Annotated in this window: 23 protein-coding genes and 1 pseudogene; 9 read left to right on the forward strand and 15 right to left on the reverse strand. The window is 65.0% G+C overall.

Annotated features, from left to right (window positions below; all coding sequences use genetic code 11):
* Positions 1-35: 35 nt before the first annotated feature.
* The gene (locus RAM80_RS14865) at positions 36-662 is read left to right on the forward strand and encodes a glutathione S-transferase family protein (RefSeq protein ID WP_416427234.1); all 627 of its coding nucleotides are present in this window, start codon (positions 36-38) and stop codon (positions 660-662) included.
* 12 nt (positions 663-674) lie between these two features.
* Here RAM80_RS14865 and RAM80_RS14870 read toward each other — a convergent pair whose 3' ends face one another.
* Complete coding sequence (locus RAM80_RS14870) at positions 675-1,178, reverse strand: ATP-dependent zinc protease (protein ID WP_416427235.1); 504 nt, start codon at positions 1,176-1,178, stop codon at positions 675-677.
* A gap of 148 nt (positions 1,179-1,326) precedes the next feature.
* On the opposite strand from RAM80_RS14870, the gene RAM80_RS14875 reads away from it, so the two are divergent.
* Complete coding sequence (locus RAM80_RS14875) at positions 1,327-2,214, forward strand: acyltransferase (RefSeq protein ID WP_416427236.1); 888 nt, start codon at positions 1,327-1,329, stop codon at positions 2,212-2,214.
* Here RAM80_RS14875 and RAM80_RS14880 read toward each other — a convergent pair.
* Positions 2,211-2,753, reverse strand: a complete 543-nt coding sequence (locus tag RAM80_RS14880) for a DUF2780 domain-containing protein (RefSeq protein ID WP_416427237.1) — start codon at positions 2,751-2,753, stop codon at positions 2,211-2,213. The genes RAM80_RS14875 and RAM80_RS14880 overlap by 4 nt on opposite strands.
* 194 nt (positions 2,754-2,947) lie before the next feature.
* Between RAM80_RS14880 and RAM80_RS14885 the strand changes: the two genes are divergently transcribed.
* Together RAM80_RS14885 and RAM80_RS14890 are read left to right on the forward strand one after the other, a co-directional pair.
* Positions 2,948-3,490: a sigma-70 family RNA polymerase sigma factor gene (locus tag RAM80_RS14885; protein WP_416427482.1), complete on the forward strand. Its 543-nt coding sequence runs from the start codon at positions 2,948-2,950 to the stop codon at positions 3,488-3,490.
* Complete coding sequence (locus RAM80_RS14890; protein WP_416427238.1) at positions 3,487-4,161, forward strand: anti-sigma factor domain-containing protein; 675 nt, start codon at positions 3,487-3,489, stop codon at positions 4,159-4,161. Before RAM80_RS14885 ends, RAM80_RS14890 begins: the two co-directional genes overlap by 4 nt.
* An 82-nt stretch (positions 4,162-4,243) precedes the next feature.
* Here the strand turns inward: RAM80_RS14890 and fdhA are convergent, their stop codons facing one another.
* The 7 genes from fdhA to glyA form a co-directional block, all read right to left on the reverse strand.
* Complete coding sequence (gene fdhA, locus RAM80_RS14895; RefSeq protein ID WP_027980277.1) at positions 4,244-5,443, reverse strand: formaldehyde dehydrogenase, glutathione-independent; 1,200 nt, start codon at positions 5,441-5,443, stop codon at positions 4,244-4,246.
* A gap of 134 nt (positions 5,444-5,577) precedes the next feature.
* A complete protein-coding gene (gene purU, locus RAM80_RS14900; RefSeq protein ID WP_416427239.1) occupies positions 5,578-6,435 on the reverse strand; it encodes a formyltetrahydrofolate deformylase in 858 nt (285 codons plus the stop codon).
* A gap of 86 nt (positions 6,436-6,521) precedes the next feature.
* A complete protein-coding gene (locus RAM80_RS14905) occupies positions 6,522-7,154 on the reverse strand; it encodes a sarcosine oxidase subunit gamma (protein ID WP_416427240.1) in 633 nt (210 codons plus the stop codon).
* A 60-nt stretch (positions 7,155-7,214) separates the two neighbouring features.
* Positions 7,215-10,232 carry a sarcosine oxidase subunit alpha gene (locus RAM80_RS14910; protein WP_416427241.1) on the reverse strand — a complete coding sequence of 1,006 codons (3,018 nt, stop codon included), beginning with the start codon at positions 10,230-10,232 and terminating at the stop codon, positions 7,215-7,217.
* Complete coding sequence (locus RAM80_RS14915) at positions 10,229-10,525, reverse strand: sarcosine oxidase subunit delta (RefSeq protein WP_027980273.1); 297 nt, start codon at positions 10,523-10,525, stop codon at positions 10,229-10,231. The genes RAM80_RS14910 and RAM80_RS14915 overlap by 4 nt, the downstream gene beginning before the upstream one ends.
* Positions 10,526-10,543: 18 nt before the next feature.
* A complete protein-coding gene (locus RAM80_RS14920) occupies positions 10,544-11,794 on the reverse strand; it encodes a sarcosine oxidase subunit beta family protein (RefSeq protein ID WP_416427242.1) in 1,251 nt (416 codons plus the stop codon).
* 16 nt (positions 11,795-11,810) lie between these two features.
* Positions 11,811-13,064 (reverse strand): serine hydroxymethyltransferase, encoded by a 1,254-nt coding sequence (gene glyA, locus RAM80_RS14925; protein ID WP_416427243.1) that lies wholly within the window; start codon positions 13,062-13,064, stop codon positions 11,811-11,813.
* Between the two features lie 329 nt (positions 13,065-13,393).
* Here glyA and RAM80_RS14930 point away from each other — a divergent pair, with 329 nt between their 5' ends.
* Entirely contained in the window at positions 13,394-14,431 is a 1,038-nt protein-coding gene (locus tag RAM80_RS14930) for a low specificity L-threonine aldolase (protein WP_416427244.1), read from the forward strand.
* A gap of 3 nt (positions 14,432-14,434) precedes the next feature.
* On the opposite strand, the gene RAM80_RS14935 is transcribed toward RAM80_RS14930, so the two are convergent.
* The 4 genes and pseudogenes from RAM80_RS14935 to RAM80_RS14950 all read right to left on the reverse strand — a co-directional run bounded on the left by RAM80_RS14935 (position 14,435) and on the right by RAM80_RS14950 (position 17,024).
* Positions 14,435-15,172, reverse strand: coding sequence for a methyl-accepting chemotaxis protein (locus tag RAM80_RS14935; protein WP_416427483.1), 738 nt, complete (start codon positions 15,170-15,172; stop codon positions 14,435-14,437).
* A 126-nt stretch (positions 15,173-15,298) separates the two neighbouring features.
* A pseudogene (locus RAM80_RS14940) lies at positions 15,299-16,369 on the reverse strand (cache domain-containing protein); the annotation flags it as partial.
* A 125-nt stretch (positions 16,370-16,494) separates the two neighbouring features.
* Positions 16,495-16,797: a cell division protein ZapA gene (locus RAM80_RS14945; RefSeq protein ID WP_416427245.1), complete on the reverse strand. Its 303-nt coding sequence runs from the start codon at positions 16,795-16,797 to the stop codon at positions 16,495-16,497.
* The gene (locus RAM80_RS14950) at positions 16,794-17,024 is read right to left on the reverse strand and encodes a hypothetical protein (protein ID WP_416427246.1); all 231 of its coding nucleotides are present in this window, start codon (positions 17,022-17,024) and stop codon (positions 16,794-16,796) included. Before RAM80_RS14950 ends, RAM80_RS14945 begins: the two co-directional genes overlap by 4 nt.
* A 351-nt stretch (positions 17,025-17,375) precedes the next feature.
* On the opposite strand from RAM80_RS14950, the gene RAM80_RS14955 reads away from it, so the two are divergent.
* Complete coding sequence (locus RAM80_RS14955) at positions 17,376-18,935, forward strand: methyl-accepting chemotaxis protein (protein WP_416427484.1); 1,560 nt, start codon at positions 17,376-17,378, stop codon at positions 18,933-18,935.
* A 111-nt stretch (positions 18,936-19,046) separates the two neighbouring features.
* Here RAM80_RS14955 and gbcB read toward each other — a convergent pair whose 3' ends face one another.
* On the reverse strand, positions 19,047-20,147 hold the full coding sequence (gene gbcB / locus RAM80_RS14960; protein WP_416427247.1) for a glycine-betaine demethylase subunit GbcB: 1,101 nt from the start codon (positions 20,145-20,147) through the stop codon (positions 19,047-19,049).
* Positions 20,148-20,431: 284 nt separating this feature from the next.
* Here gbcB and gbcA point away from each other — a divergent pair, with 284 nt between their 5' ends.
* From gbcA to RAM80_RS14975, 3 genes are all read left to right on the forward strand, one after another.
* Positions 20,432-21,727: a glycine-betaine demethylase subunit GbcA gene (gene gbcA, locus RAM80_RS14965; RefSeq protein WP_416427248.1), complete on the forward strand. Its 1,296-nt coding sequence runs from the start codon at positions 20,432-20,434 to the stop codon at positions 21,725-21,727.
* A 157-nt stretch (positions 21,728-21,884) separates the two neighbouring features.
* Positions 21,885-22,127, forward strand: coding sequence for a cold-shock protein (locus RAM80_RS14970; protein ID WP_416427249.1), 243 nt, complete (start codon positions 21,885-21,887; stop codon positions 22,125-22,127).
* Positions 22,128-22,899: 772 nt separating this feature from the next.
* Positions 22,900-23,154, forward strand: a complete 255-nt coding sequence (locus RAM80_RS14975; protein ID WP_416427250.1) for a hypothetical protein — start codon at positions 22,900-22,902, stop codon at positions 23,152-23,154.
* Positions 23,155-23,238: 84 nt separating this feature from the next.
* On the opposite strand, the gene RAM80_RS14980 is transcribed toward RAM80_RS14975, so the two are convergent.
* The gene (locus RAM80_RS14980; protein ID WP_416427251.1) at positions 23,239-24,009 is read right to left on the reverse strand and encodes an electron transfer flavoprotein subunit beta; all 771 of its coding nucleotides are present in this window, start codon (positions 24,007-24,009) and stop codon (positions 23,239-23,241) included.
* Positions 24,010-24,013 lie beyond the last annotated feature (4 nt).

Here is a 24,013-nt window from a genome sequence, read left to right on the forward strand (position 1 = left end):
GGTAAGATGGCGGCTCGACAAGAAGAGGGTTTCCGATGTCCACCCCGCCTATCACCCTGTATTCCAACCCCGCATCGCCGTTCGGCCGCAAGGTCGCGGTGATGCTCCACGAGACCGGCCAGTTCGCCCAGGTGCAGATCCAGGCCTGCCTGCTTACCCCGGTTAACCCGGTGGCCGAGCTGAACCAGGAAAACCCGGCGGGCAAGATCCCCGCCCTGCGCCTGGCCGACGGCAGCGTGGTGCATGACAGCCGGGTGATCCTCGATTACCTCGACCACCAGCACAGCGGCACGCCGTTGATACCGCGCGACGGCCCGGCGCGCTGGCGGCGCCTGACCCTGGCCTCGCTGGCCGATGCGCTGATGGATGCGGCAGTGCTGATCCGCTACGAGACCGCCCTGCGCCCCGAGGCCAAGCACTGGGATGTGTGGCTGGGCAACCAGGCCGAGAAGATCCACCGCAGCCTGGCGTATTTCGAGGCGGTGGCGGGCGAGCTGGCAGAAGGCTTCGATGTCGCCGGTATCGGCGCGGCGTGCGCGCTGGGCTACCTGGACTTCCGCCAGCCGCAGCTGGAATGGCGTGCCGAGTTTCCGGCGCTGGCGGCCTGGTATGCCCAGGTCAGCCAGCGCGCGTCGATGCAGTTGACCCGGCCACCGGCGTGAGCCCTGACGCGGTCAGCAACCAGGCTCACCCGCGGTGTAACGGCGGGCCGGGTTCACCGCCGCGCCGAACTCGCGCAGGGCCTTGGCGCCAATCAGCAGCGGGTAGTTGAAGCTGCTGCGGTCAACCAGGTTGACTTCGATGGTGCGCTTGGTGTCGCCCAGGCACATTTCCAGGTCCACGACCGGGCGCTTGGCCACTTCGGTGGCCTCGCCGTCCTCTTCCTCGTCGGCACGGCTCTTGATTCGGCTGATACGCGCCACCTTGTGTTCGTACACCTTGCCGTCGGCGTCGCGGGTGGCCAGGCGGAAGCGCACCCAGTCCTCGCCGTCGCGCTGGAACAGCTGGATATCACGGGCCGACAGCGATGCGGTCAGCGCGCCGGTGTCCATCTTGGCCTTGAACGTGGCGCCGCCAATCTCCGGCAGCTTGATGCTTTCATAGCGCCCGTACAGGGTCGGCTCAGCGGCCATGACCGGCAGGGCCAACAGCGACAGCAATGCGATTACGGATTTCACCGGCGGGTTCCTCAAGGGCGGATGGGCTGCGCGCAGCATACCCAAAAAATCGTGAAACAAATGTCCATTACCATTCGGCAAGGTTGATTTGGTGTTATGCCCCGGCGTCTTTATCATTGCCGGCCACAATTACTCCAAGAGTCGTTTTATGCGTCGCCTGCTCGTCGGCAGCTTCACCACGCTGCTGTGTCTGCTCAATACCCTCGTGCTGATCGGCCCCCTCATGCTCTGCGCCCTGCTCAAGCTGATCGCCCCCGGCCGTTCCCGTGACCTGGCCTCCAAGGCGGTGATGTGGTTCGCCGAGACCTGGGCCGAAATCATCAAGCTGATCTTCCGCCTGTGCATCGGCACCCGCTGGGACATTCGCGGCGCCGAAGCCCTGCGCGGTGACACCTCGTACCTGGTGGTCAGCAACCACCAGTCGTGGGTCGACATTCCCGCGCTGATCCAGGCGCTGAACCGGCGCACGCCGTTCTTCAAATTTTTCCTCAAGAAAGAACTGATCTGGGTGCCGTTCCTGGGCCTGGCCTGGTGGGCGCTGGACTACCCCTTCATGAAGCGCTACACCAAGGCGTTCCTGGACAAGCACCCGCACCTCAAGGGCAAGGACCTGGAAATCACCAAGGCCGCCTGCGAGCTGTTCAAGCGCCAGCCGGTGACCGTGGTCAACTACCTGGAAGGCACCCGCTTCACTGAAGCCAAGCGCAGCCAGCAGGCCTCGCCGTACCGCAACCTGCTCAAACCCAAGGCTGGCGGCGTGGCCTTCGTGCTGGCCGCCATGGGCACCCAGCTCGAACGCATGCTGGACGTCACCGTGGTATACCCGCAAGGCAGCATTCCAGGCTTCTGGAACCTGCTGTGCGGGGATGTGAAGCAGGTGATCGTCGACATCCGTGCCCGCCAGATCGACCCGGCGCTGCTGGCCGGCGACTACGAGAACGACCCGGCCTTCCGCCAGACCGTGCAGGACTGGGTAAACCGCTTGTGGGCGGACAAGGACGCGCGCATCGACGCGTTGCGCCTGGAACTGAGTTAACCGCCCACGCCCCAGATGCCGCCCAGGCTCTTGAGCAGCGTGCCGCCCACGCCCTGTTGGCCCAGGTACTGCAGGATCACCGGGGCAAACTGGCCGACCATGCTGCTGTCCATGCCCAGCTTGCCGAACGCGTTGTTCAGGTCGCTGGTGTTCTTCACGTTGCCCAGGGCGCTGTCCAACGCGCCCTTGTCAGTGCCCGACTGCCCCAGCAGGCCGCCCAGGCCGCTCACCGCGTTGGCGCCAGCCAGCTTGTCGATGCCCGGCACCTGCTTGGCCAGTTCCGAATAGTCGGAGCTGCTGAGCTTGTTCTTGGCCAGGCCCAGCATGGCGCCGGTGCCGCCCACGGCCTGCTCGGGGGTAACGTTGAGCTGGGTGCCGACGTTGTTCAGCAGCCCGGCGGCCTGGGGCGCGCTGCTGCCCTGCTTGCCGTTCTGGATGCTGGACGCCGCGTTCACCGCATCGTTGAGGTTGAAGGCGAAGGCCGGGCTGGCCGCCAGGGCGGTCAGGGTGGCGAAGGTGATGGCGCGCATGGTGTTCATTTGATTCCCCTCGAAACAATGGTCGCGGCGCGCCTGGGCGGCCACGAAAGCCTGGTTTTGACTCGATTTGACCGATTGTGTTCCAAAGGCGAAATAATTTCGTACAAATCGCATCCGGTCACGCTTCCCCTGCGTATATCAGGCAACGCGGCGCAAGGTGGGCTAGGCTCAGACGGCCACCCAGCGGAGACCGCATCATCGACACTGAACTGCTCAGCCAGCTGCTGGCCGATTGCGCCAAGGGCAACCGCCGCGCCTTCGAGACCCTGTACCGCACCAGCAGCGCCCGCCTCCACGGCGTGGCGCTGCGCTGCGTGGGCCGCCGCGAACTGGCCGAGGAAGTGGTGCAGGAGAGCTTCGTGCGTATCTGGAACAACGCTTCGCGCTACGACGCCCGGCTGGCGGCGCCCATGACCTGGATGGTGAACATCACCCGCCACCTGGCCATCGACCTGCTGCGCCGGCGCCATGAAGTGCCCCTGGACGAACAACAGCTGGAGGCGCTGAGCGATGACGCGCCCTCTGCCCACGAACAATTGAACCAGGCCCGTGAAGCCGCGGCGCTGAACCGTTGCCTGGAAGACCTGGAGGGCATGCAGCGGCAGTCCATCCTCACCGCATATTTCCATGGCCTGTCCAACGCCGACCTGGCGCTGCAGCTGTCGGCGCCCCTGGGCTCGGTGAAGTCCTGGATACGGCGCGGCATGGAACGCCTGCGCAGGTGCCTTGAAGCATGAACTACCAGCACCCTGCCCTGCGCCGCGCGCTGGCGGCCGACTACGCGATCGGCCTGATGGCGCCTGCCGCGCGGCGGCGCTTCGAACGCCTGCTGGCGGATGACCGCGACTTGCAGGCGGAATTGGCCGGCTGGCAGGAAACCCTGGTGACCTTGACCGCCCCGGTGGCCGAGGAACCGGTGCCGGCGCGGGTGTGGGAGCGCATCGTGGCGCGCATCGAGCCGCAGCAGCTGCATGTGCCGCCGCCGTTGCGGGTGCGCGGTTGGTTGCGGGCGGTGGCCCTGGCGGCTGCCGTGGTGCTGGCCATCGGCATCGGCATGCTCTACACCGGGGATGAAGCGCACTACAGCGCGACGCTGGTGAGCGTCGAGAACCGGCCAGCCGTGAAAATCCAGGCCTACGCGCAATACCTGCAGGTGGAGCCGGTAGAACTGCCCGGCGCGCCGGCGAACCGCAGCATGGAGCTGTGGGCCATTCCCGCCAACGGCAAGCCGGTGTCGCTGGGGTTGATGCCGGTGGGTGGCAAGGGCCGGATCATGCTCGATGAAAGCCAGCGCAAGCTGCTGGGCGAGCCGATCGCGCTGGCGATCAGCCTGGAGCCGGAGGGTGGTTCGCCGACCGGGCAGCCGACTGGCCCGGTGCTCTACCACGGTCAGGTGGTTACCCTTTAAACGTCTGTGGGAGCTGGCTTGCCAGCGAGCTTTTTAAAAGCTCGCTGGCAAGCCAGCTCCCACAGGTTTATATCAAGTGCAGTCAGGCAGCGCTGAAGAGTTTGTGCGGGTCGATGACGAATTTCTTCGGCACGCCGGCATCGAACTCGCCGTAGCCTTCAGGCGCCTGGTCCAGGGTGATGACCTGCACGCCCACCACTTCGGCAATGTTGATGCGGTCCCACATGATCGCCTGCATCAGCTGGCGGTTGTACTTCATCACCGGAGTCTGGCCGGTGTGGAAGCTGTGGGACTTGGCCCAGCCCAGGCCGAAGCGAATGCTGAGGCTGCCCATCTTCGCGGCTGCGTCCACGGCGCCCGGGTCTTCGGTGACGTACAGGCCGGGGATGCCGATCTTGCCAGCCACGCGCACCACGCCCATCAACGAGTTCAGCACGGTAGCCGGCGCCTCATGCTGGGCGCCGGCATGGCCGTGGCCGCGAGCTTCGAAGCCTACCGCATCCACCGCGCAGTCCACTTCCGGTTCGCCCAGCAGGTCGGCGATCTGTTCGTGCAGCGGGGTGTCCTTGGACAGGTCGGCGATCTCGAAGCCCTGGGCCTTGGCGTGGGCCAGGCGCACCGGGTTGACGTCGCCGACGATGACCACCGCCGCGCCCAGCAGGCGAGCCGAGGCAGCGGCGGCCAGGCCAACCGGGCCAGCGCCCGCGACGTACACGGTACTGCCCGGGCCAACGCCGGCAGTGACGGCGCCGTGGTAGCCGGTCGGCAGGATGTCGGACAGGCAGGTCAGGTCACGGATCTTCTCCATGGCCCGGTCGCGGTCGCCCAATTTCAGCAGGTTGAAGTCGGCGTAGGGCACCAGCACGTACTCGGCCTGGCCGCCCACCCAGTCGCCCATGTCGACGTAGCCGTAGGCGCCACCGGCGCGGGCCGGGTTCACGGTCAGGCACACGCCGGTGTGTTGTTCCTTGCACGAGCGGCAGCGGCCGCAGGCCACGTTGAACGGCACCGAGACCAGGTCGCCGACCTTGAGGTTCTCGACGTCCTTGCCCACTTCCAGCACTTCGCCGGTGATTTCGTGGCCCAGTACCAGGCCGACCTGGGCAGTGGTGCGGCCGCGCACCATGTGCTGGTCGGAGCCGCAGATGTTGGTGGAGACAACCCGCAGGATAACGCCATGTTCAATGCGTTTGCCGCGTGGATCCTGCATTTTCGGGAAGGGAATTGTTTGCACCTCGACCTTGCCGCCACCGAGATACACCACACCGCGATTACCAGACATGCTTTCACCTCATTGTTGTATTTATCGAGATTGCGCAAACCGCGTGGGAGCGGGCTCTGCCCGCGAAGCAGGCACCGCGGTGTCCTTTTCGCGGGCAGAGCCCGCTCCCACCAGATGTGCGCCGGTATTACTCCTTACAAGACGACTGTGCGGTTGGCGTTGAGGAACACCCGCCGCTCGATGTGGTAGCCCACTGCCCGTGCCAGGGTCAGGCACTCGATGTCGCGGCCCTTGGCAATCAGGTCCTCGGCATAGTGGCTGTGGTCCACGACTTCGACGCCCTGGGCGATGATCGGCCCTTCGTCGAGGTCATTGTTGATGTAGTGCGCCGTGGCGCCGACCAGCTTCACGCCCTTGTTGTAGGCCTGGTGGTACGGCTTGGCGCCCTTGAAACCGGGCAGCAGCGAATGGTGGATGTTGATGGCCCAGCCATCCAGGCGGCGGCACAGTTCGGGCGACAGCACCTGCATGTAGCGGGCTAGAATCACCAGTTCCGCACCCTTCTGTTCGATGACCTTGAGCACCTTTCGCTCCTGCGCGGGCTTGTCGTTCGGGTCCAGGGGGAAATGGTAGTAGGGAATTTCGTGCCAGCGCGCCAAAGGTTCCAGATCCGGATGGTTGGACACCACCGCCACCACGTCCATGGGCAGCTGGCCAATGCGCTGGCGGTACAGCAGGTCGTTCAGGCAGTGGTCGGCCTTGGAGACCATGATCACCACTTTGGGCCGGTACTGCGGCGGGGTCAGTTCGAAGACCATGCCGAAGGAGGCACCGCGCTCGGCCAGGCCGGCGCGGAAGCCCTGCTCGTCGAAGCCGTCGGGCTGGCGGAATTCGACGCGGATGAAGAAGCGTGCCGACAGGCGATCGTCGAACGAATGGTGTTCGGTGACGTAGCAGCCCTGTTCGAACAGGTAGCGGGTCACCGCGTCCACCGTGCCGAGCACGCTGGGGCAGTCGGCGGTGAGAATCCAGGTATCGGGGGCGCGGCTCATGGTAGGGCTCCAAATCGGGGGGACTGCGGACGCGGCCTGCGGCCGCTGCTACGGGGTGTAGCAGCGGCCGCAGGCCGCGTCAGGGCTCAGCCAACAATTTCAAGGCCATACTCGGCCGACGCATCCTGCAGCCACAGCCACCAGTAGTCCGAGAAGCTGCGGCGCACCACCAGCTCCCAGACGTCTTCGCTGGGGCGACGGATCACCAGCTGCGATTTGGCGAACACCGTGCCCACGGCCTTGCCCACCGGGAAGTTGTCGGGGTGCACGTCGTAGCTGGTGGACTTCATCAGCACTTCACGCACCTTGGGGCCGCTCAGCTCCAGCAGGCTCTGGCCGCCGCTGACGTTGACCACGGCGATGTGCTGGCCATCCAGCGCTTCACGCAGGCGGTTCTCGGTGGCCACTTCTTCGCCAGCCGGCACCACCAGCAGCCATTCATCCGGGCCCAGCCATTGCAGCGAAGTATCGCCGCTGGCAACCATGGCCAGGGCGCCCGGCAGTTCCAGGCCCAAGGCCTTGAACACGCCACCGGCGAAGGCCTGGTCGTGGCCGTTGCCACGCAGGGTCAGGTGGCCCAGCAGTTTCTTGTCGCGCAGCTTCACGCCGGCGTTCTTGCGGCCCTTGCCCACCAGCTTGTCGAGGCCGGCGTGGTGCAGCGGCGATTCGACCTTGGCACCCGAGGCAGGGCGTTGTTCGTATACGTTGACTGTGGTCATGGGGACACCTGTCAAAAATCAGTGGCAATCTGCGGCCGCCGCCGGCGGCCGCAGCCTTGATCAAACGTTCTGTTGTTCGCCTTTAGGGTCAAAGAACACCGAGCTGCAGATCTCGGCTTCCACGAAGCTGCCGTCCACCAGCGGGGCGTAGACCTTCTCGCCCATGCGCTTGAGGCCGCCCTTGACCACCGCCAGGGCAAACGAATGGCCCATGGTGGAGCTCATGTAGCTGGAGGTCACGTGACCGACCATGCTCATGGGGATGGCCTGCTTGGTGTCGAACACCAGCTGGGCGCCTTCGGGCAGCACCTTGTTCGGGTCCACGGGGCGCAGGCCCACCAGCTGCTTGCGTTGGTCGCGCACGCAGTCTTCGCGGTTCATGCCACGCCAGCCGATCCACGAGAACGGCTTGGTGCGGCCTACGCACCAGCCCATGTTCAGGTCGTCCGGGGTCATGGAACCGTCGGTGTCCTGGCCAACGATGATGAAGCCCTTCTCGGCGCGCAGCACGTGCATGGTCTCGGTGCCGTACGGGGTCAGGTTGTACTGCTTGCCGGCCTCGACGATCTGTTCCAGCACACCCATGGCGTAGTCGGCCTGGATGTTGACTTCGTACGACAGCTCGCCGGTGAACGAGATACGGAACACCCGCGCCGGCACGCCGCCGACCTTGCCTTCCTTCCAGGTCATGAACGGGAAGGCGTCCTTGTCCAGGTCGATGTCGGTGACGTGGCTCAGCAGCTTGCGGCTGTTGGGCCCCGACAGGGTCAGGGTGGCCCAGTGGTCGGTGACCGAGGTGAAGTACACCTTCAGGTCCGGCCATTCGGTCTGCTGGTAGATCTCCAGCCACTGCAGCACGCGGGCGGCGCCGCCGGTGGTGGTGGTCATCAGGAAGTGGTTGTCGGCGAGGCAGGCGGTAACCCCGTCGTCGAACACCATGCCGTCTTCCTTGCACATCAGGCCGTAGCGGGCCTTGCCCACGTCCAGTTTGGTCCAGGCGTTGGTGTAGATGCGGTTGAGGAACTCGCGGGCGTCCGGGCCCTGGATGTCGATCTTGCCCAGGGTGGAGGCGTCCAGCAGGCCCACGCTGTCACGCACGGCCTTGCATTCGCGGGCCACGGCGGAGTGCATGTTTTCGCCGCGTTGCGGGAAGTACCACGGGCGCTTCCACTGGCCGACGTCTTCGAATTCCGCGCCATTCTTCACGTGCCAGGCATGCAGGGCAGTGAAGCGCACCGGTTCGAACAGGTGGCCGCAGTGACGCCCGGCAATGGCACCGAAGGTGATCGGCGTGTAGTTGGGGCGGAACATGGTGGTGCCCATCTCGGTGATCGAGATGCCACGGCTGCGGGCCGCGATGGCCAGGCCATTGATGTTGCCCAGCTTGCCCTGGTCGGTGCCGAAGCCCAGCGCGGTGTAGCGCTTCACGTGTTCCACCGACTCGAAGCCTTCGCGGGTCGCCAGTTCGATGGCGGCGGCGGTGACGTCGTTCTGCTGGTCGACGAATTGCTTCGGCGCCCGGGCAGTCGGCTTGTCGTGGGGCACCTGGAACAGCGCCACGGTCGGTTCTTCCTGACGGTTCAAGGCCTTCGGCACGGTGCCTTCGACAATCTTGAAGCCGGCCTCGGCAGCAGCGCGTGCGCCGCCTTCGAAACCGTCCGACAGCGCGTCGGCCAGGTTGAACACGCCATTGATGCCGCCCACGCACACGCGTTTCTGCGGAGCATCGCCGGGCACGAAGGCGAGGATGTCTTCACGCCACACCGGCTTGCCGCCCAGGTGCGAGGCCAGGTGCACCACCGGGCTGTAGCCGCCGGAGCTGCCGATCAGGTCGCACTCCAGCCATTCGCCAGGGCTGGTGACTTTGTGGCCCTTGACGTCGATGGCGGCGACGCGGGCAGCGGTCACGTGCTTGCTGCCGCGCGACTCGATCACGGCGCTGGAGGTGAGGATGCGAATGCCCTTGGCACGCGCTTCTTCCACCAGGGCGCCACGCGGGTTGTGGCGGGCATCAGCCACGGCCACCACTTGCAGGCCGGCGTCGAACCAGTCCAGGGCCACGCGGTAGGCGTAGTCGTTGTTGGTGGACAGCACCAGCTTCTTGCCCGGTGCCACGCCGTAGCGGCGCACGTAGGTCGAGATGGCGCCGGCCAGCATGTTGCCCGGCACGTCGTTGTTGCCGTACACCAGCGGACGCTCGTGGGCGCCGGCGGCCAGCACCACGCGCTTGGCGCGCACACGGTGGATGCGCTGGCGCACCTGGCCGATCGGGGCGCGGTCGCCCAGGTGGTCGGTGAGGCGCTCGTGAATGGTCAGGAAGTTGTGGTCGTGGTAGCCGTTGACGGTGGCACGCGGCAGCAGGGTGACGTTGGCCAGGCCCTTGAGCTCGTTGACCACCTGCACCACCCACTCGACGGCGGGCTTGCCGTCCAGGCTTTCGCGGGTGTCGAGCAGGCTGCCGCCGAACTCTTCCTGCTCATCGGCGAGGATGACCCGGGCACCGCTGCGCGCGGCTGCCAGGGCAGCGGCCAGGCCAGCAGGGCCGGCGCCGACGATCAGCACGTCGCAGTGCTGGTTGAAGTTGTCGTAGGTGTCCGGGTCGTTCTCGGTCGGCGAGCGGCCCAGGCCGGCGGCCTTGCGGATGTACTTCTCGTAGGTCATCCAGAAGGACTGCGGGTACATGAAGGTCTTGTAGTAGAAGCCCGGCGGCATCAGCTTGCCGCCGACCTTGCCGAGGATGCCCATCATGTCGTTGTTGACGTTCGGCCAGCCGTTGGTGCTGGTGGCCACCAGGCCCTGGTACAGCGCCTGTTGGGTGGCGCGTACGTTGGGAATCTGGGTGGCTTCGGTGGCACCGATCTGCAGGATGGCGTTCGGCTCTTCGGTACCGGCGGCGATGATGCCGCGAGGGCGCGAGTACTTGAAGCTGCGGCCGACGATGTCGACGCCGTTGGCCAGCAAGGCGGCGGCCAGGGTGTCGCCTTCATAGCCGGTGTAGCTCTGGCCGTTGAAGGTGAAGGTGATTTTCTTGCTGCGATCGATGCGACCGCCGCTGGACAGGCGATTGACCTGGCTCATGCTTTATCTCCCGCGGCCGTGAACTGGGGCTTGGTGCCGATCGGATAGGTTTCGAGAATCTCGTACGTCACCGTGTCGCGGGTGGCGTTGAAGTACTGGCGGCAGCCGGCGGCGTGAATCCACAGTTCGTGGTGCAGGCCACGGGGGTTGTCGCGGAAGAACATGTAGTCGCCCCACTGCTCGTCGGTGCAGGCGCCAGGGTCCAGCGGGCGCGGGATGTGGGCCTGGCCGGAGCTGTGGAACTCTTCTTCGGAGCGCAGTTCGCCGCAATGAGGACAGAAGATATGCAACATGAAGGACTTCTCCTGTAATTAGTGGGCGACCGCGGCAGCGCCGTGTTCGTCGATCAGCGCGCCGTTGTGGAAACGCTCGATGGAAAATGGCTTGGCCAGCGGGTGCATCTCGCCCTTGGCCAGGCTGGCGGCAAAGACGTTGCCCGAGCCGGGGGTGGCCTTGAAGCCGCCGGTGCCCCAACCGCAGTTGAAGAACATGTTAGGCACCGGAGTCTTGGAGATGATCGGGCAAGCGTCCGGGGTGGTGTCGACGATGCCGCCCCACTGGCGGTTCATGCGCACGCGCGACAGCACCGGGAACATCTCGACGATGGCCTGGATGGTGTGCTCGATCACCGGGTACGAGCCGCGCTGGCCGTAGCCGACCCAGCCGTCGATGCCGGCGCCGATCACCAGGTCGCCCTTGTCGGACTGGCTGATGTAGCCGTGCACGGCGTTGGACATGATCACGCTGTCGATGATGGGTTTGATCGGTTCCGACACCAGCGCCTGCAACGGGTGGGATTCCACTGGCAGGCGGAACCCGGCCAGCTTGGCCATGTGCCCGGAGTTACCGGCGGTCACCACGCCGACGCGCTTGGCGCCGATGAAGCCCTTGTTGGTCTCGACGCCAATGCACACGCCGTTTTCCTTGCGGAAGCCGATCACTTCGGTCTGCTGGATCAGGTCCACGCCCAGGGCGTCGGCGGCCCGGGCGAAGCCCCAGGCCACGGCGTCGTGACGGGCCACGCCGCCGCGGCGTTGCACGGTGGCGCCGATGATCGGGTAGCGGGTGTTCTTCGAGCAGTCCAGGTACGGAATCTCGTCGGCCACCTGCTTGCCGTTCAGCAGTTCGCCATCGACGCCGTTGAGGCGGTTGGCGCTGACGCGGCGCTCGGAGTCCCGCATGTCCTGCAGGGTGTGGCACAGGTTGTAGACGCCGCGCTGGCTGAACATGACGTTGTAGTTGAGGTCCTGGGACAGGCCTTCCCACAGCTTCATGGCGTGTTCGTACAGGTGGGCCGATTCGTCCCACAGGTAGTTGGAGCGCACGATGGTGGTGTTGCGGGCGGTGTTGCCGCCGCCCAGCCAGCCCTTCTCCACCACCGCGACGTTGGTGATGCCGTGTTCCTTGGCCAGGTAGTAGGCCGTGGCCAGGCCGTGCCCGCCGCCGCCGACGATAACCACGTCGTAGACCTTTTTAGGCGTTGGCGTGCGCCACATGCGCTGCCAGTTCTCGTGGTGGCTGAGGGAGTGTTTGAGAAGGCCGAAGCCCGAATAACGTTGCATAGGGTTCTACTCCAGCTCAGCGGTAAACCGGGAAGTCAGCGCACAGGGCGGCGACGTTCTTGGCCACATCGGCTTCCACGTCGGCGTCGCCCAGGTTGTCGAGGATGTCGCAGATCCAGCCAGCCAGCGCGGTGCACTGGGCCACCTTGAAGCCACGGCTGGTGACAGCCGGGGTGCCGATGCGCAGGCCCGAAGTCACGAACGGCGACTGTGGGTCGTTGGGTACGGCGTTCTTGTTGACGGTGATGTGCGCGCGGCCCAGGGCGGCGTCGGCGTCCTTGCCGGTCAGGCCCTGGCGAATCAGGCTGACCAGGAACAGGTGGTTGTCGGTGCCGCCGGAGACCACGTCGTAGCCGCGGTCCACGAACACGCCGGCCATGGCCTGGGCGTTGTCGATCACTTGTTGCTGGTAAGCCTTGAAGCCAGGCTCCAGGGCTTCCTTGAAGCACACGGCCTTGGCGGCTATGACGTGCATCAGCGGGCCGCCCTGGCCGCCGGGGAATACCGCGGCGTTGAGCTTCTTCTCCAGGGCTTCGTTGGCACGCGCCAGGATCAGGCCGCCACGCGGGCCGCGCAGGGTCTTGTGGGTGGTGGTGGTGACCACGTCGGCGAACGGAATCGGGTTGGGGTACAGGCCGGCGGCGACCAGGCCAGCCACGTGGGCCATGTCGACGAACAGGTAGGCACCGACCTTGTCGGCGATCGCGCGGAAGCGCGGGAAGTCCAGGGTCTTGGAGTAGGCCGAGAAGCCGGCGATGATCATTTTCGGCTGGTGTTCGACGGCCAGGCGTTCCACTTCGTCGTAGTCGATCAGGCCGGTGTCGGTGTCGATGCCGTACTGCACGGCGTTGTACAGCTTGCCGCTGAAGCTGACCTTGGCGCCATGGGTCAGGTGGCCGCCGTGGGCCAGGCTCATGCCCAGCACGGTGTCGCCGGCCGCCAGCAGCGCCAGGTACACCGCGGCGTTGGCCTGGCTGCCCGAGTGCGGCTGGACGTTGGCGTAGTCGGCGCCGAACAGCTGCTTGGCGCGGTCGATGGCCAGCTGCTCGACCTTGTCCACGTGCTCGCAGCCACCGTAGTAGCGCTTGCCCGGGTAGCCTTCGGCGTACTTGTTGGTCAAACCGCTGCCCTGGGCCTGCATCACGCGCTTGCTGGTGTAGTTTTCCGAGGCGATCAGCTCGATGTGATCTTCCTGACGCTGTTCCTCGGCATTCATTGCCGCCAGCAGTGCATCGTCATAACCCTGGATCTGGTCTTGCTTGCTGAACATCGCGATCTCCCAGCGGCGGCGCGGCGCCTGTCGTATTGGTCGGGAGCGGCCTTCTGGCAGCCCCCTTTGAGTGCGATGGTAGGGCTGGCGCCTATAGGCCAGATGCCTGCGCGCGCCACACAAAGGTGCGTTAACGACATACAGCTCATGTAGCCGCTGCCGAAGGCTGCGCTGGACGGTGTGAACCCTGAAAATCTCCAGCGGGGCGCAGGGCCAGCGCAGCCTGGCGGCAGCGGCTACGGTGGTTGGCGCGTTGTAACAAGTGCCCCATAGGCGCCGCGTGGACGGTGGTTTACAGTGACCGGCTAGACGATCACAAGGAACCGGCCATGAACGAGCAAAGCCAGCAGTTTGCCAGTGACAACTATTCGGGCATCTGCCCCGAAGCCTGGGCGGCCATGGAACAGGCCAACCACGGCCACGAGCGTGCCTACGGCGACGACCAGTGGACCGCCCGCGCCGCCGACCACTTCCGCCGCCTGTTCGAGACCGACTGCGAGGTGTTCTTCGCCTTCAACGGCACCGCCGCCAACTCCCTGGCGCTGTCGTCGCTATGCCAGAGCTACCACAGCGTCATCTGCTCGGAGACCGCCCACGTCGAAACCGACGAATGCGGCGCACCAGAGTTTTTCTCCAACGGCTCCAAGCTTTTGACCGCCCGCAGCGAGAACGGCAAGCTGACCCCCGACGCCATCCGCGAAGTGGCGCTCAAGCGCCAGGACATTCACTACCCCAAGCCACGGGTGGTCACCCTCACCCAGGCCACCGAAGTGGGCAGCGTGTACCGCCCCGACGAGCTGAAAGCCATCAGCGCCACCTGCAAGGAACTGGGCCTGAACCTGCACATGGACGGCGCCCGCTTCGCCAACGCCTGCGCCACCCTGGGTTGTTCACCGGCCGAACTGACCTGGAAGTCGGGCGTGGACGTGCTGTGCTTCGGCGGCACCAAGAACGGCATGGCCGTGGGCGAGGCCATCCTGTTCTTCAAGCATGAATTGGCGGTGGATTTCGATTATCGCTGCAAGCAGGCCGGCCAGCTGGCGTCGAAGATGCGCTTCCTGTCGGCGCCCTGGGTGGGCCTGCTGGAAAACGACGCCTGGCTCAAGCACGCCCGCCACGCCAACCATTGCGCGCAGCTGCTGAGCCAGCTGGTGGCGGACATTCCCGGGGTGGAACTGATGTTCCCGGTGGAAGCCAACGGGGTGTTCCTGCAAATGTCCGAGCCAGCCCTTGAGGCGTTGCGTGGCAAGGGCTGGCGCTTCTACACCTTCATCGGCAGCGGCGGCGCGCGGTTCATGTGTTCGTGGGACACCGAAGAGGCGCGGGTGCGGCAGCTGGCAGCGGATATTCGCCAGGTGATGAGCTGATCCTCACAGCTTGAACCCACCCATCTGCCGCGCCAGGTCGTCGGCCAGGCGGCTCAGGGCCTGGCACTCTTCGCGGCCGCTGCGCACCTCGCCGGCCGTGGCCCGTGCCAGGTCGGAGATGCCCTGGACGTTGCGGTTGATCTCCTCGGTCACCGCCGTCTGCTCCTCGGTGGCGGTGGCCACCTGGTGGTTCATGTCGCTGATGCGCTCCACCTGCCCGGTGATGGCGGTCAGCGACTCGCCGGTGCGCTGACTCGACGCCACGCCGGTCCCCGTGGCCGCCTGGCCGCTGTGCATGGACGCCACCGCGTGCTCGGCACCCTGTTTCAGGCGACCGATCATCTTCTGGATTTCGTCGGTGGAGGCCTGGGTGCGCTGCGCCAAGGTGCGCACCTCGTCCGCCACCACGGCGAAACCACGGCCCATCTCCCCTGCCCGCGCGGCTTCGATGGCTGCGTTCAGCGCCAGCAGGTTGGTCTGTTCGGAAATACCACGGATCACCGCCAGCACCTGATCGATGGAGCCCACCTGCTCGGCCAGTTCGCTGACCGCGCCGGCGGCGCTGCCGATTTCCACCGACATGCCCTCGATGTGGGCAATCGAGCGGCCGACGATATCCCTTGCCTGCAAAGCTTCATCGCGAGCGGTCTGCGAGGCCTCGGCGGCGCTGCCGGCGTTGCGGGCGATCTCCTGCACGGTGAGGCCCATCTCGTGCACGGCGGTGGCTACCATGTCGGTCATTTCCTGCTGGCGGCCGGCACGATCGGCGGTGTTGTCCACCACTTTCGCCACCTGGCCGACGCTGCCACGCAGCCGTTCGCTGGTGGCCAGCACTTCGGCGATCAGGTCACGCTGGCTGCCCAGGAAGCGGTTGAAGCCGCGCGCCAGGTCGCCCAGTTCGTCGGCACGCGAATCGTCCAGGCGGTGGGTCAGGTCGCCGCCGCCACTGCCGATGGCCACCAGCGCGGCGGTCACCTGGCGAATCGGCCGCACCAGCCCGCGCGCCAGCAGCACCACCAACAGCAGGCACACCAGCGCCACCGCCAGGCCGATCAGGCTGGTCAGCCACAGGGCCTGGCGCGCCTGGGCATAGATCTGCGCTTCCGGCACTTCGGCCACCAGGCTCCAGTTCAGGTCACGCAAAGGCAAGGCCAGGGCCAGGTAGGCTTCGCCGTCACGCTGGAAGCGCCCGGTGGTCAGGCCGCTGTGGCCGAGCACGGCCTTGGCCGCGTCGGGGCCGATCTGTTCGGCCAATTGGCGCTTGCCGCTGAGGTCGGCCTGGGGGTGCACCTGGATCAGGCCGTCGTTGCGCACCAGGAACACCTTGCCGCGCTCGCCGAAGCTGTAGTTGTGGATCAACCCGGACAACTCGCCCAGGCTCAGGCCCAGGCCGGCGATGCCCAGGGTCTTGCCGGCCTGCTGCACGCGCAGGTCGATGAACAGCGTCGGTGCGCCGGTGGCGGTGTCGTTATCGATGTTGAGGGTGCGCGGCTTGCCGCTGTCGAGAAACTGGTAGAACCAGCTGTCCTGGGGGTTGTTGCGGCTGAGGGTACGGTCCAGGCCCTTCTCGGTGTAGTAGTGGTTGCTGCTGGCGCTGGCGATCAGCGCGGTGAACGCCTGGTGCTGGCCACGCACGCCGTCGAGGTACTGGGTGAATGATGGCAATTGGGCACTATTTTCGCCCTCCGCCAGCCACTGCTGCACCAGGGTGTTGCTGGCGATGTCGTCGGCCGCGGTCAGTGGCTTGGCCAGGATGCGCTCGATGTCGTTGCGCATGGCCTCGATGCTGGCCGGCAAGGCTGTTTCCAATAGATACGTCTGGGCCAGGCGGTTGACCACCGCGGTGTAGATGCCCACCACGATGAGGATGCTGACCAGCAGGGCCGTGCCCATGCTGAGGATCAATTGCCATTGAATACTGCGGCGCCACAACTGCATGGGTGTAACCCTCTGAATGTCTACATCGGCAAGACTGCAACAGCCGTGCCGATTGTATACATTACCCAGACGAACGGTTACACAATAGTGCAAAGGCCCCGCCGCCGCTGGCGGGGCGCTTACCTTCAGCCGTGGCTGATGGTGTTCTTGATCACATCAACCGTGGCGTTGACTTGCTCTTGATAACGGTTGAGCGCCTCGCTGTGCTGCTGCTGCATTTCCAGCTGCTTGGAGCACAGGTTCAGCGCCGCCAGCACCAGCAACTTGTCGCCGATGAGGGAGGGGTACTTGCGTTTGGTCTCGGCCAACGACGCATTGAGCAGGCGAGTGGCGTCGAGCAGTTTCTGCTCTTCACCCGGCGGCGCCTTGAGCGAGTAGTCATTGCCCAGGATCGACACGACCTTGATCGACTCCTGGCCGGTACTCATGCGCTCACGGCACCAGCGCTAGCGCGCTGAACCAGGGCCTGGATACGCGAGACAGTGGAGGTCTGCTTCTCTTCCTGCTCCATCAGGGTCAGTTGCAGGGACTCGTTCTCTTCCTTGGCCTGGGCCAGTTGAGCGGTGATTTGAGCGTTGTTTTCGGTGAGGACGCGGTTCTGTTCAACCAGTTCGCTGACCAGTTGTTCCAGTTGGCTCAGAGTTGTTTCCAGCATGATGATTTCTCGGCAGGTTCAAAGGGCGGTAACGATAAAGAAAAGTCGCCGCGCAGGCCAGGGTTTATAAGGCTTGGGACCATGAAATACGCGGTTGCGACCTTCCCTGGCCAAGCTCCGGGCCAAACCCGAAACAGACCCTGATGGACCGGCATATGCCCATTCGGTTCCGGCCCGGGCCCATCCCTGCGACAAATGGCCCCTAAAGACTGGCGCCCAGCGTCCGATAGTCATGGCAAATCTGTTTGTGTCGCAAGGACCGCGCGCCCTCATCTGGAACCCGCCATGTCCCTACGCAACATGAATATCGCGCCCCGCGCGCTGTCCGGCTTCGCCTTCATCGGCGCGCTGATGATCATCCTCGGCGTCTTCGCCCTCGTGCAGATGGGTAACATCCGCAAGGCCGGCGAAGAGATCGAGGGCAACACCCTGCCCAGCATCGCCAACCTCGACCAGATCACCCAGATGACCCTGCGCATGCGGGTGCTGGCCTACCGCCTGCTGTCCAACCGCGACGCCCAGACCCAGGCCGACACCCTCAAGCTGCTGGACTCGCGCAACCAACTGATCGCCAAGGCCCAGGCCGCCTACGAACCGCTGATCGCCGGCCCTGAAGAGCGTGCGGCCTACGGGCAGCTGAAAAACGCGCTGGACGAATACCACGAGCTGGAAATGCGCATGCGCGCGGCCAACAGCGCCAACGACCTGGACACCCTGCGCAAGGTGGTCAACGGTGACCTGCAGGACAACTCGGCCCGGGTCAACACCGCCCTGGACAACCTGGTGACCATCAACACCCAGCAGACCGCCGACATGAACAACGCCGCGGCCGCCCAGTACTCCTCGGCCTTCACCCTGGTGGTGACGCTGCTGATCATCGCCGCGGTGCTGACCTTCCTGTTCGCCTGGCTGCTGACCCGCAGCATCGTCGGGCCGATCGACCAGGCCCTGGCCGCCGCCGAGCAGATCGCCGAAGGCAACCTGACCCGCCCGATCCACGTGGAAGGCCGCGACGAAGCCGCCCGCCTGCTGATCGCCATGGAGAAGATGCAGGAAAAACTGCGCGACACCCTGCAGCGCATCTCCGGCTCGGCCACCCAACTGGCCTCCGCTGCTGAAGAGCTGAACAGCGTCACCGACGAAAGCGCCCGTGGCCTGACCCAGCAGAATCACGAAATCGAGCAGGCCGCCACCGCCGTCAACGAGATGACCAGCGCCGTGGAAGAAGTGGCGCGCAACGCCGTCAGCACCTCGGAAGCCTCCAAGGACGCCACCAGCTCGGCCAGCGACGGCCGCGACCTGGTGCAGGAAACCGTGGGCGCCATCGAGCGCATGAGCGCCGACGTGCAGAGCACCGCCGACCTGATCGGCAACCTGGCGGACGAGTCCCGCGACATCGGCAAGGTGCTGGACGTGATTCGTGGCCTGGCCGACCAGACCAACCTGCTGGCCCTGAACGCCGCCATCGAAGCCGCCCGCGCCGGTGAAGCCGGCCGTGGTTTCGCTGTGGTGGCCGACGAAGTGCGGGCCCTGGCGCACCGCACCCAGCAGTCCACTGCCGAGATCGAACGCATGATCGGCAGCATCCAGGGCGGCACCGAGCAGGCGGTGAATTCGATGCGCAACAGCACCGAGCGCGCCGAGTCGACCCTGAACATCGCCAAGGGCGCCGGCATGGCCCTGGACACCATCAACGGTGCCATCGTGCAGATCAACGAGCGCAACCTGGTGATCGCCAGCGCGGCGGAAGAGCAGGCCCAGGTGGCCCGCGAAGTGGACCGCAACCTGGTGAACATCCGCGACCTGTCGGTGCAATCGGCCGCCGGCGCCACCCAGACCACCGCGGCCAGCGCCGAGCTGTCGCGCCTGGCGGTGGACCTGAACAACATGGTGGCGCGTTTCAGCCTGTAACAGAAACACCGTAGCCGCTGCCGTCAGGCTGCGCTGGCCCTGTGCCTCACTGAAGATCTCCAGTGTTCATCAGGGCCAGCGCAGCCTGGCGGCAGCGGCTACAGCTTTGGATCAATACTCGATCCGCACATCTCCCTTCGGCACGCTGCAGCACGACAGGATGTAGCCATCGGCAACGTCTTCGTCGGTGATGCCGCCGTTGTGCTCCATCTCCACCTCCCCGCCCAGCTTCATCACCTTGCAGGTGCCGCAGATGCCCATGCCGCAGGCCTTGGGAATCATCAGGCCGAGCTTGGCTGCGGCCGCGTGCACCGTTTCCCCCGGGGCCACGCGGATGCTCTTGCCGGCGGCGGTGAACTCCACCTGGTGCAGTTCGCTGGCATCGGGCTCCGGTGCCTCGGCGGCCTGTTCGGCATTCTCCACCGCGTCGGCGCGGGCTTCGGGCGGCGTGGCGCCGAACGACTCCTCGTGGTAGCGCGACATGTCGTAGCCGGCCGCCTCCAGCAGGCGCTTCACCGCGTTCATGTACGGCGTGGGGCCGCAGCAGTAGATCTCGCGTTCCATGAAGTCGGCGGCAATCAGCTCCAGCAGCTTGTGGTTCAGGTAGCCGCGGTAGCCTGCCCATGGCTCTCCCAGCCCGTGCTTCTCGCAAATGATGTGCAGGCTGAAGTTGTCGATGCGCGACGCCATGTGTTCCAGCTCGCGGTGGTAAATGATGTCCTTGGGCGAGCGGGCGCTGTGCACGAAGACCATGTCGACGTTGGCGTTGGTGTCATAGAACCAGCGCGCCATGGACATCACCGGGGTAATGCCGACGCCACCGCTGAGGTACAGCACCTTGGGTGCCGGGAAGTCGATGGCATTGAACAGCCCCACCGGGCCGTGCACCGCCAGCTCCTGGCCTTCGTGCAGGGTGTCGTGCAGCCAGTTGGACACCCGCCCGCCGGGCACGCGCTTGATGGTAATGGAGAAGCTGTAGGGTACCGACGGCGAGCTGGAGATGGTGTAGGAACGCATCACCGGCTGGCCTTCGATTTCGAGCTCCAACGTCACGAACTGCCCCGGCTTGAAGAAGAACAGGATCGGCTGGTCGGCCATGAAACAGAAGGTGCGCACGTCCCAGGTTTCCTGGATGACCTTGACGCAACGGACCACATGGCGGCCATTGGCCCATGTCTGGGTGTTTACCGGGCTCAGGAAGCTGTTCGACATGCTCATCTCCACGGCCGACTGCCGGCCTCATGGGGAAGGATTCTGCGTGGGCCGTGTCGCTGTCACTTTCCTATCTGCGACATTCACATGCTTATGGCGACCAGCCCCATGGTGCAAGGGCTGGCGCGTCGGGAATGGATTGGGCCATGTCGCCCATGGATAAGGTTCGCGGCCACGGCGGACGCACACTCCACGGCAAATGAACCGCTGTAAATGAAGCCTTGCGTTGCAAACCGTATCAGCCACTTTTCGCGGCCGCACAGATGGCCATGAGGACACACACGATGGACGTTACCGCTACCCTGAGCCTGGGCGACCCGCTGGAACCCGCACGCAAGGCCACCGCTGAGATGCTCCAGACCCGGGAGCGCACGTTCTCGCTGCCGCAGCCGTTCTATAACGACGAGCGCCTGTTCGACATCGACATGCAGGAGATCTTCCAGAAGGAATGGCTGATCGCCGGCATGACCAGCGAGATTCCGGCCAAGGGCAACTTCATCACCCTGCAGATCGGCAAGAACCCGATCATCGTGGTGCGCGGCGCCGATGGCGTGGTGCATGCCTTCCACAACGTCTGTCGCCACCGCGGCTCGCGCCTGTGCACCAGCGAGAAAGGCAAGGTGGCCAAGCTGGTGTGCCACTACCACCAGTGGACCTACGAGCTGGACGGCCGCCTGCTGTTCGCCGGCACCGAGATGGGCGCCGGCTTCGACATGAAGCAGTACGGCCTGAAACCGGTGAACGTGAAGACCGCCGGCGGCTACATCTTCATCAGCCTGGCCCAGAACCCACCGGCCATCGACGAGTTCCTGCGCACGCTCGAGCACTACATGGAACCCTATGACATGGAGAACACCAAGGTGGCGATCACCACCACCCTGGTGGAAAAGGCCAACTGGAAGCTGGTGCTGGAAAACAACCGCGAGTGCTACCACTGCGGCGGCTCCCACCCCGAGCTGTTGAAAACCCTGCTGGAGTGGGACGACGTCACCGACCCGCGCGCCGACCAGGCCTTCAAGGACCACGTGGCGGCCAGCGCCGCCGCCTGGGAAGCCGAGAAGATCCCCTACGCCCACGCCAGCTTCGGCCTGCGCAACCGCATCGTGCGCATGCCGCTGCTCAAAGGCACCGTGTCCATGACCCTGGACGGCAAGGTCGGCTGCAAGAAGCTGATGGGGCGCATCCAGAACCCGGACCTGGGTTCCATGCGCATCCTGCACCTGCCGCACTCCTGGAACCACTGCATGGGCGACCATATCATCGTCTTCACCGTGTGGCCCATCAGCGCCCAGGAAACCGTGGTCACCACCAAGTGGCTGGTGCACAAGGACGCCGTGGAAGGCGTGGACTACGACGTGGACCGCATGCGCCAGGTGTGGGACGCCACCAACGACCAGGACCGCCGCCTGGCCGAGGAAAACCAGAAAGGCATCAACTCCACCGCCTACCAGCCCGGCCCGTACTCCAAGACCTACGAGTTTGGCGTGGTGAACTTCATCGACTGGTACAGCGAGCGCATGCTCAGCAACCTTGGGGCCGCGCCAGCGCCGTACCTGAAGGGCGTGGCGGTGCACGAGTAGTTTCCCTCCCAGACGCCTGGCGGCTTGCTGTAGAAGCTGCCGCCAGGCATGCGCAAACTTGTACCTGTTAGTTCTGACAGTTACCGCCCGCCGCTGTACATGCTCCACTACCCCCTGATGACAGCCAACACAAACCATATCAGCGGGGAGAAAAACCATGAGCTACTACGAAAACGTGCGCGGAACCGTCAAATCCTTTGACGAAGAAAAGGGTTATGGCTTTATCACACCGGACATCGGAGGGCCGGACTTTGGTGGCCAAGACCTAGTGGTTCATTACAAGGTCATCGATAGGGAAGGTTTCAAGACCTTAAGGCCAGGTGAGCGAGTCATTTTCCATGTACAGAAACTGGCTTCGGGCGTGTGGAGGATCGAGTGGTGCGGCATGCTCGAGGCCTAAATCTCAACCAGACTGTCGCTGCTGCCGCTAGCGGTCTGCTACAAAGTCACCAACCCATCTGATCAAAATTCGATCAACACCCATCGCGGCCTTGCCCTGCTGGCCCTGCAGCCTTGCACCAACATCTTATCCACAGCCAGGCCCACAGCAAATGTGGGCAACTGCTGCCCGCCTGTGCAAGAAACCCAAGAAAAACCGTGACTTATTCAGAATCACCTTCCCCAGCGCCAATTGATCAAAAATCGATCAAAGCTCCGTAGGCCACGCGTTACAAGGCCTGTAGCCATAGGCGAACACCTTATCCACAGTTACGCCAACAGACTTTGTGCGCAAGTTTGACGCCCTGCCCCAGGCCCTGTGGAAAACCGCTGAAACCCGCGGTTTATTGGGATTCCAGCGCCTGTATCAGCCAAAACCATCATTTTGCTCAAAAAACGACCAAACCTGTGCGAGCCTTGCCACGCAAGGCTCCCAGCGTTACGCGAACAGATTATCCACAGAGGCACCAACAAGGATTGTGGGAAACATTCGCTGGCCACCGGGTTTTACCCACAGCGAAAACCGCTAAAAAACAGCCACTTACCTTGGTCATTTAATGATCAAAGCGCTGCAGCCCTTGATCCGCCTGGATCCTGGCGAAGCACGAACAACTTATCCACACGCCCACCCACACGGAATGTGGGCAACTGGGGCCAACACCCCCTACACCTGTCGGGGTTGCCGCGCACCAGGTCCTTGATCAATCTGTTTGCACCAATAAAAGGGATAGCCCATGCACTCGGATAGCCTCATCGCCGCCCTCGCCATCGCCCTGCTGCTGGGCATCAGCCTCGCCAGCGCCGAACCCCACACCGACTGGCAGGAGGTGCTCCAGGTAGGGCTGCCGCTGTGCCTGGCAGGGGTGGTGACGGTGGCCTACTGGTTGCGTCGCCAGCAGCCGCGGCGTGCCAGGCCGGTGCAGCCACGGGGGTTGTTCATGGTGTGGGTGAATATTCGGTGGGAAGGGTTGGGGCGGCGGGGAGCCTGATGCGCAGATCCTGTGACGCAGCCTTCGGCAGCTGCTACGGGGCACAGGCCGCGTCACGGGTTGGGGAATGGCTGAGCGCGTTGGTCAGCGCACCACCCCCTCCTCCACCAACAACTTCAATATCGCCTGCGCGCCTTCCTGGGCACTCACGCCCTTGAGCACCTGCCCGCCGCCACCGCTGGCCTTGGCGGTGGCGGCTTTCATGCGGTCGGCGCCGCTCTTGGCCTTGATCACTTTCAAGCGCTTGGGCCGCGGTTTGGCGGGGCTGAGTTCGGCGCCTGTGGATAACGGGTCTTCGACGATTTCCACCCGGTCCACCTGGAACTGGCCGCGCTGGGCGGGGCCGTAGGCGCTCTGGCGGGCCTTGGGGGCGGCGTTGTCGACGGTGGCCAGCAGCGGCAGGCGCACCTTGAGGCGCCGGCGCTGGCCGCGCGGCAGGGCTTGCAGCACCTGGGCGACGCCGTTGCTTACCGACTCCACTTCGGCAAGGCCGGTAACCAGCGGCCAGCCGAGCTGCTCCGCCAGCAGGAACGGCAGCATGCCCGAGCCTTCGCCGGTTTCCGCCTGGCTGCCGGCCAGCACCAGTTGCGCGCCAACGTCGTGCAGGTAGTTGGCCAGGGCCGGCAGCACGTCGCTGCCCGGCGGTTGTTCGAGCACGTCCATGTGCGCCAGGCCCATGCCCAGGTAGCTGCGCAGGGCCGGCTCGCGGACGTCGCCGGCGTGCACCACCTGCAAGTTATCCCCAGCCAGCTGCAGGCCCAGTTCTACCGCGCGGGCGTCCTGTTCGGCACGGCGGCTGCGGCCGGAGGTAGGGTGGGCGCCGACGGAGACCAGGCTGACGACTTTCATGTTCATGTGC

The organism is Pseudomonas sp. App30 (assembly GCF_047947025.1).
GTDB lineage: Bacteria > Pseudomonadota > Gammaproteobacteria > Pseudomonadales > Pseudomonadaceae > Aquipseudomonas.